This window comes from Flavobacterium aquiphilum (assembly GCF_027111335.1).
GTDB lineage: Bacteria > Bacteroidota > Bacteroidia > Flavobacteriales > Flavobacteriaceae > Flavobacterium > Flavobacterium aquiphilum.
The window spans coordinates 3,447,130-3,458,514 of the sequence record NZ_CP114288.1 but is presented as its reverse complement, the minus strand read 5'-3'; the positions used below and the strand labels follow the sequence as shown (position 1 = coordinate 3,458,514).

The following is an 11,385-nucleotide window of genomic DNA, read 5'->3' as shown; positions in this document are numbered from 1 at the left end:
TTGATTTATTTAATGTTTGTAAACTTCCCAACCCATGTAGTTTCCTAGGGCTTCTTCTAAGATTGCTGCCGTTTTTGAAGCATTCATTACCACGTGGTGTTCAAATCCGTTTTTACATACGTATTGCATTAATCCTTGTAAGTCTGGAATTTGAGCTACGGCTCTGTTTCCAAAAGTGTTTAATTCATCATTAGTTAATTCACCTTCACCAATATATACTTTGATGATTCCTTTAGGATCATCGGTACTGATTCTACCATAAGTCAATGGCATGGCAGGAGTTCTTCCGTCAAGAGCACCATAAGTGTTTTCAACTCCAACAGTAGTTCCTAAGATAGGAGCAGTGCTTAACTGAATATCTGGAAGGAATGATTTTGCCCAGTTTCCACAGTGGAATAAAACGCATTTTTCAGGATCGTCAGCATAGTTGTTATTCCAGTCCACTAAAGCACTTGGTGAACCTGAAGCCAATTGCATCGCATACATACTCAATGTACCCGTAACGTCCACTTCGCAGGCACTTGGAAGCATATTTTCGCTCATGATACTCATACTGGTACACACATTACAACCATAGTTTTGTTGCAATGAAGTCCAACATTGAATAGCTGTAGCGTCTAAAGCGTACTCTTCCATGAAATCTTTCAATACCACATCTAATTTTGCAATTTGAAGCATCGCTTCATTAGGTGTTTTTCCTTGGGCTACATAAGCGTTGATCGATTCCAGATGTTTTTTTACAGCCGGGCTTTCAGCCGTTAATTTATTAGCTTTTCCTAAAATTTCAGATAAATCCACAGTAGTAACTGTGATACCGTTTCTTTGTAATATTTTTTCAGAATAACGAACCGTGTTGAAAGCGCCCGGTCTTGCACCGATAGCACCAATACGTACATTACGCATTCCTTTTACGACTCTGCAGACAGCGGTAAAATCTAATAAGTCTTTATGGAAAATAGGATCCGAAGGACTCATTACATGCTGACTTGTTAACGAATATTTGATACCGTATTGGTATAAATTGTTGCAAACTGATATTTTTCCACACCAGGAATCACGACGGTTCACTACATTCATTTTTGTCAATTCATCCGGGTAAGCCTGGATTAAAACGGGAACATTCAAATTGGCTAATTTTAAGGTATCAGCTACTCCTTTTTCATCACCAAAATTTGGTAGTAATACTAATACTCCCATAATTTCATCTTGGTGCTTTTTGAATAATTCAGCACATTTTTGCGCTTCTTTATACGTTTCGACACCGCCTAGTTTTGTATCCGTACTGTCTAATAAAATAGGTTTGATATTTAATTTAGCAAAGACTTCAATGATTTCAAATCTTGCTTTTTCAACTAAACTGTCTGGAAAAAAATCTCTGTTTCCTATAATTACTCCTAATGTTGATGCTGCCATTTTGTTTGTGTTTATTTTCTTTTTGTATGTTTTACTTTTGTTTTCTTTTTATGCGACAATAACTTCTATTTCGTTATCTTTAAATACTTCTTTGTGCTTTTCTTCAATTCCGTTATCTGTAATGATATAATCGATTAAGGATAAGGCGCCTAAACTGGCCAGGGCACTTTTGCCAATCTTTGTGCTGTCAGCTACCAAATAAGTCGTTTCGGCGGCATCAATCATGGCTTTTTTTACTACTAAATCACTTATACTTGGATAGGTAAGTCCTGATTTTAAAGAGATTCCTGCGGTGGCTAAAAAAAGTTTTTGAACATTTAAACCTTTAAAGAAATCGGCAGCTTTTTGACCAGTTAATGATAAGGTAGGCGGTTTAAATTCGCCTCCTGTCATAATAACTTCTATATCTGGATCTGCTCCTAATAATAATGCAATATTTAATGCATTTGTAATCACTGTCAATTCTTTATAGCCTTTTAGTTTTTTTGCAATTTCCGTTGTTGTTGAACCAGAATCAAGGATAATGGTGTCTCCATTTTCAATAAATTCTAAACATTTTTGAGCAATAGCTGATTTTTGCTCTAGGTTTTCCTGGCGCTGTAAGGAAAAGCTCCTTACCTGATCTTTTACGTTTTTAATGCTTGCTCCTCCGTGCTCTTTGATGATGAGGTCTTCGCTCTCTAGTTTTTCAAGGTCTTGACGTATAGTGACCTCGGTTACTTTGAATAAACGCGCTAAATCGTTAACTTTTGCAAAGCCATCCTCTTTTAAAAGATCTAAAATTTTTTCCCTTCGTTGATTTGGCAACATAGTTTGTTTTCTTTTTGTATTAATGTGAAAACAAATATAAAAGAAAATAAACGAAACAAAAAGAAAATAAAAGTTAATTTTTAGTGGAACAAAATAAAATTTAAGAAGCTATTTTGTTATTCGGAAAAATAATCTGGTTTTATTAATAGATTCTTATCCAATAAAAGAAAATAATTGATCGTTTCTATGAAACTAAAAGGCCGAAAACTTCCAGTATTCTGTAGATATTTTACTTTTAACAGAGTTGTTTGAGTTTCGTCGGGGCGAATTATTTATAGAAAAAAGAATCCATTAAAAGAAAGTTCGATAGGAGCGAGCTGTTTCAAGATGTTTTAGGAATAGAAAATTATCTTTAAATTAAGCTAATTGTCCCATAATGTAAAGTATGCTGTTAATTGATATGGTTCTTGCTTGTAAAAGGTTTTGTAGAACTGAGAAACAACAAGGCTAATTTATTAAAGTTGAATTTTGTTACTGAAATATCTAACCTTTACTTTTTTTAGGGTTTTGGAATTGGGATATTATCTTTTTTTCACTCTGAGAATTCTCCTGTCATACATTATTAGCAAATTAGAGTGTAGTTGCTTAATAAAGATGCCCTGTCCTGAAATAATTATACAGGTTATTAAATAAATCCTATTATAGTTATATAAATATAATTTTTATTGTGGAAAAAAAAGTAAATTCGTTACCCAACATCCACGAATTCGTTGGCTTTTGGACTCTAATGAATCCTTAAAAAGTTAGACGAAATACTAGAATAACCATGCAAACAATAAACTGACCTTAAAATGAAGCAACTACTTTTAATCATATCTATATTAGGACTTTTTGCTTGCAATCGGCAGAAAGACAACACGAAGGTTTTGCAAAAACGAATTGATAGTTTGGAACACAAACTGGTAGACACTTACAAGCCTGGCTTTGGCGAATTTATGACGGGCATACAGGCACATCATACCAAACTTTGGTTTGCAGGACAAAACAAAAACTGGAAACTTGCCAACTTTGAAGTTCACGAAATAATGGAAGCGATAGAAAATATTCAGAAATTTCAAAAGGAACGGAAGGAAAGTCAAGTGATAGGAATGATAAATCCTGCATTAGATAGTATAAACAATGCTATTCAGCAGAAGGATCCTGTACTATTTAAAAAAAGTTATACCTTACTAACAAACACTTGCAACGCTTGCCACCGTGATGCTGACTTTGAATTCAATGTTGTGAAAATCCCCGATGCACAACCTTTCAGTAATCAAGACTTTAAAGTTAATGAGTTAAAGTAATCTGAATGGAGTAACCAAATTATTTTGATTCTACTCTTTTTAGTTTTCTGACTGGCTACCTAATGTGTTTTATTGTGATACTACATGTTTTGTTGATTTCTGAAATTTGCTATATGAAATGGCAAGGCAATTTTTTTCAGATATAATAAAAGGTTCATTATGAATAATGTGTGAAAAAAAATGCGAAATAAAGAGTTGTCTTGTTGTAGAATGGAACCCATATTTGGCAAGTAAAAAAAAAATCTCGAAACCCCATGAATCAAGTGTCTCTGGATTAAAGAAGTGGCCTTGCCGTATAATTTGTAAACCACATTTTACAAGATTTAAAGAAATTTATTATTTAAATAAATCAATTAAGTAATTGAATATAAATAATTATATAAGAATGTTTTTGTCTTATAAATAAAGATTCATATCGTTAAGATATTTTCGTAAGATTGTGTTTGGGGGATCGAGTAAATTTGTTTTTATTTTAAGCAAAATTAATAATGTAGTTCTTATTTTTATTCTTAAATTTAACTTAAGACCAAAGTAATAATACAATTAAACAGAACTATTTAAGCTAATTTTGTAGAACATAATTTTTTTGCAATATTGCTATGGTTCTCAATAGCCAATAGATAAGAAATTAATAAAAAAATACTGTACGAACTTTGCAAAAAGTACAAATGAAACTTATGAAATATCAAATCTCTTTTTTGGTCTTATTAGCAACCGTGTTTGGTTATTCTCAAAATTGGCATACTAATTTTGAAGAGGCTAAAATGAAAGCGGAAAAAGAAAATAAAAATATCTTGTTGGTTTTCTCTGGTTCAGATTGGTGTGGACCCTGCATGAGATTGGAAAAAATAGTTTGGAAATCTCCAGAATTTCAAACTGAAGCCAATAATAACTGGGTCATTTACAGAGCCGATTTTCCTAGAAAGAAAGTAAATCAACTTTCACCGGAATGGGCAGAAAGAAATAATAAATTAGCTGAAAAATACAATAAATACGGTAGCTTTCCATTGGTTTTACTTTTGGATAAAAAAGGAAAAGTAATTGGAACCACCGGTTTCAAAAATGTGTCGGCATCCGAATATATTAAGCTCCTCCATTCATTTGAAAAATAGTAAAAAATGAAAGTTTTAGTTGTCGAAGATGAAATAGGTATTGCCGGTTTTCTAAAGCAAGGTTTAGAAGAAGAAGGTTATGAAGTTCTCGTAGCCCACGATGGAAACTCGGGACTTGAAATAACCAGAAAACAAAAAGTGGATATCGTTTTGCTAGATTGGATTTTACCTCAAATGTTAGGTATTGATGTTTGCAAAGAAATCCGAAAAGTCGATTCGAAAACACCAATTTTATTTTTGACTGCCAAAGATACGATCCAGGAAACCATTGAAGGCTTGAAGGCAGGTGCCAATGATTATATAAAAAAGCCATTTAGTTTTGATGAATTGGTAGAGCGTATCAAAATTCATTTTAGAAATGAAAATCAAAATGATATACTTTCGCTGGGTAGGATTAAAATAATTCCGTCCAAACACCAAGTCATGGTAAATGATCAGGAAGTTTCACTTACCCAAAGGGAATACGAGTTGCTTGCTTATTTGATAAAGAATAAGGGAAAAGTATGTACAAGAAATGAAATTATTAATGATGTTTGGGATATACATTTTGAATACGATACTGGTGTAATTGATGTTTTTATGAATGCCATTCGGAAAAAACTTAATTTGAATAAGGATGAAGAATTGATAAAAACCATTAGAGGTGTTGGATATATTGCAAACGACATAAATTAGATTAATGCTTTTATTCTCCTATAAAAACAGAATTGCTTTTAATTACATTTTTAGTACGGCACTATTGATATCCGCTGTGTTTTTTGCTATATATGGAATCACGTCTTATAGCATTAATAAACATATAAATGATGATATATTAGAAGAGTCAAGTGAATATATTAAAGAGATTGAAATTGATAATAACAATACCTATCTAATTCAAGTTGAACAATGGAGAGAAAGGGACAATAATAGGGTAAACGTTAATCCTGTTTTTGTTCAGTTTTCAGACAATAAAAATGTGTTAATTGACAAGTCCCCAAACCTTAAGGGACTTCGTCTTCAATTGCACAAACCCAAAAAAGATAATCTATTTGTTGATACTTATTTGAATAAAAAACCAATTCGGCAAATACAAATTCCGCTTTTAAAAAAAGGCAGGAAATTGGGGTATCTTTTTGTAGCAATGTCTTTGGACGAAGCTTCATCGGTATTGACTAATCTTAGAAATACCCTTTTTATCGCTTTTCCGTTAATTTTAGTCCTGTTGTTTTTTATTGCGAGACTTATAGCCGGGCGCAGTATCAAACCAGTAACTTTAATCACAGAAACTTCGAGCAGAATAACGAAAGACAATCTGAAAGACAGAATAATTTTGCCTCAATATAAAGATGAACTATATGTGCTCTCTAAGACAATTAATGATTTGTTAGATCGAATTGAAAATGCAGTCGAAAGAGAAAAACAATTCACATCTGATGCTTCTCATGAGTTAAGAACGCCTTTGACCGTTTTAAAAGGAACTTTGGAAGTTTTGATTCGAAAACCTAGAAACCAAGCTGAATATGAAGATAAAATCAATTTCAGCATTTCAGAAGTTAACCGTTTGAATAATTTGGTGGATCAGTTGCTATTGTTAGCCCGATTTGAAAATCAAAAACAAAGTTTGCGGATAGAACAAATTTATTTGAATGCCATAATTTTAGATGCGCTTTCTTTGTATTCAAGTAAGATAAATGAAAAAAAAATTGAAGTGTCCTACGATTTTTCGAAAGACTATTTTGTTACATCAGATAATTATTTGGTTTCGACAATCGTCAGCAACGTAATTTCAAACGCCATAAAATATTCTCATGAAAATGGGAAAATAGTGATAAATATTAGCAAAAAAGATTCAAAAACGATTTGCTCCATATCAGATAATGGTATAGGAATTCCGACTGCCGATTTGGATAAAATTGTAAACCCCTTTTTTAGATCAAATCCAACATTACATCCTGAAATTAAAGGTTCCGGTTTAGGGCTTTCGATTGTAGAACGAATAACACGATTGTTAAATATTAAATTCAAAATCGAAAGCGAATTAAACAAAGGAACTACAGTTTTTTTTATTTTTAGTTAGAGCCTGTTTAAATTTTATTTTTGAGATTTATTATTAGAGGATTTTTGAGTGAAACGAGGCAAATTTTTATAAAATAGCAGAGCTATTATATAAAAATTTAACGAAGTTGTAGCCAAAAATCGTCATAAGAGAGCCAATAAATAAAACTTAAACAGGCTCTTTAAGCTCTTATTTTCTTTTAGGAGCGAAGGTTTTATGAATTCTATATTGATTTCATAAGTACCAAGCGATCTTTTATTAAGACATTATTAAGCGGTTTTTAATTTGTTCTTAAGCATAACTTTATTTATTAGATGCAATTTTGTATAATAAATTAAGAAGAAAAATGTTAGAAAAAATTATTGCTTTCAGTTTAAAAAATAAAGCGGTTGTTTTACTTTTTACTGCTTCCGTATTAGGATTTGGTTTGTTTTCTGTTTTCCAAATTTCTATAGGAGCTGTTCCCGATGTTACCAATAACCAGGTGCAGGTAATCACTACTTCCAGAAATCTTTCTACACAAGATATTGAGCAGTTCATTACCTATCCGGTTGAAATTGAAATGGCTAATTTGCCAGGTGTTGAAGAAATTCGTTCAATATCCAAATTTGGATTATCGGTTGTGACTATTGTTTTTAATGATAATATTGGAACCTATTTACCTAGGCAATTAATTGCTGAAAAGATTAAATCAGCTTCAGAAAAAATTCCGGAAGGTTTTGGTGTACCTGAGATGGGACCAATTACAACAGGTTTGGGAGAGATTTATCAATATACTTTGGAGGTAAAGCCAGAGTATAAAAAACAATATTCAGTTACAGATTTGCGTACACTTCAAGATTGGGTTGTAAAAAGACAACTTTCCGGAATTAAAGGAGTTGTTGAGATTAATACGTGGGGTGGTTATTTAAAACAGTATGAAATAGCCATTGTTCCTTCCCGTTTGAAAGCAATGAACGTTACCATGAGGGATGTTTTTACTGCTTTGGAAAAAAACAACAGTATTGCCGGTGGAGCTTATATTGAAAAAGTAAATCAGAGTTATTTTATCCGCGGTGAAGGAAAGGTAAATTCAATTGAAGACATTGAAAATATTGTGGTAAACAACACTAACGGTATTCCAGTTTATATTAAAAATGTTGCTCAGGTTCGTTTTAGTCATGCCAATCGCTTTGGGGCAATTACAGGTAATGGTGAAGGTGAAAAAGTTCTCGGTCAGGTGATGATGTTAAAAGATGCCAATTCAAAACAGGTTATTAGTGCTGTTAAAGAAAGAGTGGCTCAAATTCAAAAAACATTGCCCAAAGGCGTTTATATCAATGGTTTCCTCGAACGTAGCGAATTGGTAGGCAAAACTACTTTTACTGTTGCCGAGAATTTAATTTTGGGTTGTCTTATCGTAATTTTTGTAGTGGTTCTTTTGTTGGGCAACTGGCGTTCGGGACTAGTGGTTGCTTCGGTAATTCCATTGTGTTTGCTTTTTGCCATTTCGTTTATGAATATTTTCGGAATTGATGCCAACTTGATGAGTTTGGGAGCTATAGATTTTGGGATTATCATTGATGGAGCAGTAATTATAGTTGAGTTTATTGCTTTTCAAATTGCCCATAAATCGTCTGATTTGGTTAGTTTGAACAAAGAAGACCGCCAACTTCAAATTGACCAAATAACCTATAAAAGTGCTTCCAAAATGATGAATTCCGCCGTTTTCGGGCAGCTTATCATTTTAATTGTATTTATCCCGATTCTTTCTTTGACCGGAATTGAAGGAAAAATGTTTAAGCCAATGGCTATGACTTTCAGTTTTGCATTATTGGGAGCCATGATCTTTTGTTTTACTTATGTTCCGGTGGTTTCTTCTTTGTTTTTGAAACCAAAAGAGGAAAACCCAAATTCAATATCATCTAAGTTAATTCAAAAATTAAATAGTTGGTATTTGCCGGTAATTACATGGGCATTGCACAATACCAAGAAAGTCCTTTATGGAGCAATAGCACTTTTGGTTTTTGCCGTAGCATTGTTTTCTACGATGGGGGGTGAATTTATACCAACGCTGGATGAAGGCGATTTTGTGATTCAGCCAGTGTTGAAAACCGGAACGTCGTTGTCTAAAACGATTGCCACTACAACCAAAATTGAAAAAATAATTTTAAAGAAATTTCCCGAAGTGCTTCAGGTTGTGAGCAGAATTGGTGCTGCCGAAGTTCCAACAGACCCAATGTCTATGGAAGAAAGCGATATTATTGTAAAGCTGAAACCAAAAGAGGAGTGGGTTTCGGCTTCGAGCAAAGATGAACTGGCTGACAAAATAAAAGCAGCCATTACAGCAGAAATACCAAATATGGAAATCGAGTTTACGCAGCCAATTGAAATGAGATTCAACGAATTGGTGTCGGGAACACGTTCGGATGTGGCCATTAAAGTTTTTGGCGAAGATCTTACTATTTTGGCTCAAAAAGCACATGAAATAGAGAAAGCTATAAAAAATGTTGAAGGAGCTTCGGATGTTATTATCGAAAAAACAGCCGGTCTGCCTCAGATGTATGTACAATATGACCGTTCCAAAATTGCAAGATATGGGCTTAATATTTCAGATTTGAATGACATGATAGCATTGAGTTTTGCGGGAAAAACGGTTGGAAATGTTTTTGAAGGAGAAAAGCGTTTTGATATGGTGGTTCGTTTGGACGATGCAAACCGTCATGATATTGAAGATTTGAGAAATTTATATGTTTCGGTTCCAAACGGACAGCAAATTCCATTGAGTGAATTGGCTAAGATTGAATATACCGAAGGGCCTGCCAAGATTTCAAGAGACAATACCAACAGAAGGATTGTAGTAGGTGTAAACGTTAGAAACCGAGATCTGCAAAGTGTCGTGACCGACATTCAGAAAATCGTTAATACCAAAATAAAACTGCCTCCTGGATATTATGTGAAATACGGCGGACAATTTGAGAACCTGAATAGTGCAAAAGCGCGTTTGGCAATTGCAGTGCCTATCGCTTTAGTCTTGATATTCATATTGCTGCATTTTGCCTTTGGCTCGATTAAAGAAGCCTTGATGGTTTATTCTGCTATTCCGCTTTCGGCAGTTGGGGGAATATTGTTCCTGTGGCTTCGCGATCTGCCTTTCAGTATTTCGGCAGGTGTCGGGTTTATTGCACTATTTGGAATTGCGGTGCTGAACGGTATCGTTCTGATTGAACATTTTAAAGAACTCAAACATAAAGGAATGACAGATTTGGATGAATTGATTTTAAAAGGGACAACCGACAGATTGCGTCCGGTTTTATTGACCGCTGCGGCTGCGGCTTTGGGTTTCTTGCCGATGGCTGTTTCTTCGTCTGCAGGTGCCGAGGTTCAAAAACCATTGGCTACGGTGGTTATCGGTGGACTCTTCACCGCAACTATATTAACGATGATTGTTTTGCCGATTTTATATAAGTTTTTGGATGAAAAAGAAGTTAAAAAACCAAAGTTTAAATTACACAATAAATCGAATTTAATTATACTAATGCTGTTGAGTACTTCATTGGCATTCTCTCAAAACAATAATTCGGAATTAGATAGTCTGGTGGCAAAAGCCTTAGGAAACAACAAAGGAATAAAAGCAGCCAAACTTCAGGTGCAGCGAATGAACGAGAATACAAAAACAGCTTATTCTTTTGATAAAACCAATGTGTATTATAGTTATGACCAAAACAATTTGGCCATTAACAATGTTCCGTTAAAAGTATTTGGAGTACAGCAAAAGTTTGAGTTTCCAACGGTTTATGGGGCTCAAAAAAAAGTATATAATTCCGAATACAAAAAAGAAAAAGCCAATTATGATATTCAAAAAATGAAACTTTCATTGGAGGTTTCAAAGACATATCAACAGATTGTTTTTCTTCAAAATCAGGAAAAACTGTATGTGTATTTGGATAGTCTGTACCAAAATTTTTCGAATGCAAGCGGGAGAAAGTTTGAATTGGGTGAAACCAATTATCTTGAAAAAATTACGGCAGAATCCAAATTCAGGCACATCAGGTCTAAGCTTTCCCAAATAGAAAGCGAGAAAAGGGCACAGTACGAAATCTTGTATTCTTTGATTCAGGCTGATGAAAAAATTACAGTTAAAAACAATCAGATTAAGCCTCTTGGCAAAGTTGTAAACGACACTGTGAAATCATATTATAACGCTTATTTGAATAGTGTGACCAATGTATATGAAAATCAGGTGAAACTAAAAAAACAAAACTGGCTGCCCGACATAAATGTCGATTATTTTCAAGGAAAAAATAGTGGTTTGACGCAGTCTTTATATGGGTTTCAAGTAGGTTTGGCTATTCCTGTTTTATTTTCGGGGACTGTGTCTAAAACAAAGGTGGCAAAGCTTGAACTTCAAAGCTGGGAGCAAAGAAAGCAAAATGAAGAGCGTAAAATTGACAACTATGTGACCCAAAAGAATAATGAATTAATGAAATATCAGGAAGCTTTGGATTACTATAATAAATACGGGAAAAAATTGTCTGAAGAGATTTTAAAAGTGGCTAATAAAAGCTATAAACAAGGAGAAATTGACTTTTTTCAATATATTCAAAGCTTAGAAAACGCAACCACCATTCAGATAGAACATCTTGATGCAGTATTGCAGTTTAATAGTACCCAGTTGGATTTACAATACCTTAATTTTTAAATTTAAATACATGAAATCGCCATTAACAAAAGGTTTGTTGCAAAC

7 protein-coding genes are annotated in these 11,385 nt (G+C 33.7%); 5 read left to right on the top strand and 2 right to left on the bottom strand.

What is annotated here, in order from left to right:
• Positions 1-9 precede the first annotated feature (9 nt).
• Both OZP12_RS14110 and OZP12_RS14105 read right to left on the bottom strand, forming a co-directional pair.
• Entirely contained in the window at positions 10-1,413 is a 1,404-nt protein-coding gene (locus OZP12_RS14110; RefSeq protein ID WP_281225668.1) for an L-fucose/L-arabinose isomerase family protein, read from the bottom strand.
• A gap of 48 nt (positions 1,414-1,461) precedes the next feature.
• Positions 1,462-2,223: a DeoR/GlpR family DNA-binding transcription regulator gene (locus OZP12_RS14105; RefSeq protein WP_281225667.1), complete on the bottom strand. Its 762-nt coding sequence runs from the start codon at positions 2,221-2,223 to the stop codon at positions 1,462-1,464.
• Between the two features lie 791 nt (positions 2,224-3,014).
• Between OZP12_RS14105 and OZP12_RS14100 the strand changes: the two genes are divergently transcribed.
• From OZP12_RS14100 to OZP12_RS14080, 5 genes are all read left to right on the top strand, one after another.
• On the top strand, positions 3,015-3,509 hold the full coding sequence (locus OZP12_RS14100; RefSeq protein ID WP_281225666.1) for a hypothetical protein: 495 nt from the start codon (positions 3,015-3,017) through the stop codon (positions 3,507-3,509).
• A gap of 677 nt (positions 3,510-4,186) precedes the next feature.
• Positions 4,187-4,621 carry a thioredoxin family protein gene (locus OZP12_RS14095; protein ID WP_281225665.1) on the top strand — a complete coding sequence of 145 codons (435 nt, stop codon included), beginning with the start codon at positions 4,187-4,189 and terminating at the stop codon, positions 4,619-4,621.
• A 6-nt stretch (positions 4,622-4,627) separates the two neighbouring features.
• The gene (locus tag OZP12_RS14090) at positions 4,628-5,296 is read left to right on the top strand and encodes a response regulator transcription factor (protein ID WP_281225664.1); all 669 of its coding nucleotides are present in this window, start codon (positions 4,628-4,630) and stop codon (positions 5,294-5,296) included.
• Positions 5,297-5,300: 4 nt separating this feature from the next.
• Positions 5,301-6,680 (top strand): sensor histidine kinase, encoded by a 1,380-nt coding sequence (locus OZP12_RS14085; protein ID WP_281225663.1) that lies wholly within the window; start codon positions 5,301-5,303, stop codon positions 6,678-6,680.
• A gap of 325 nt (positions 6,681-7,005) precedes the next feature.
• Positions 7,006-11,340, top strand: coding sequence for a CusA/CzcA family heavy metal efflux RND transporter (locus OZP12_RS14080; RefSeq protein WP_281225662.1), 4,335 nt, complete (start codon positions 7,006-7,008; stop codon positions 11,338-11,340).
• Positions 11,341-11,385: the final 45 nt, after the last annotated feature.

Bases quoted from the DNA above. Each gene is read 5' to 3' on its own strand.
- OZP12_RS14110 (WP_281225668.1), bottom strand. From the start codon at position 1,413: ATGGCAGCATCAACATTAGGAGTAATTATAGGAAACAGAGATTTTTTT.
- OZP12_RS14105 (WP_281225667.1), bottom strand. From the start codon at position 2,223: ATGTTGCCAAATCAACGAAGGGAAAAAATTTTAGATCTTTTAAAAGAG.
- OZP12_RS14100 (WP_281225666.1), top strand. From the start codon at position 3,015: ATGAAGCAACTACTTTTAATCATATCTATATTAGGACTTTTTGCTTGC.
- OZP12_RS14095 (WP_281225665.1), top strand. From the start codon at position 4,187: ATGAAATATCAAATCTCTTTTTTGGTCTTATTAGCAACCGTGTTTGGT.
- OZP12_RS14090 (WP_281225664.1), top strand. From the start codon at position 4,628: ATGAAAGTTTTAGTTGTCGAAGATGAAATAGGTATTGCCGGTTTTCTA.
- OZP12_RS14085 (WP_281225663.1), top strand. From the start codon at position 5,301: ATGCTTTTATTCTCCTATAAAAACAGAATTGCTTTTAATTACATTTTT.
- OZP12_RS14080 (WP_281225662.1), top strand. From the start codon at position 7,006: ATGTTAGAAAAAATTATTGCTTTCAGTTTAAAAAATAAAGCGGTTGTT.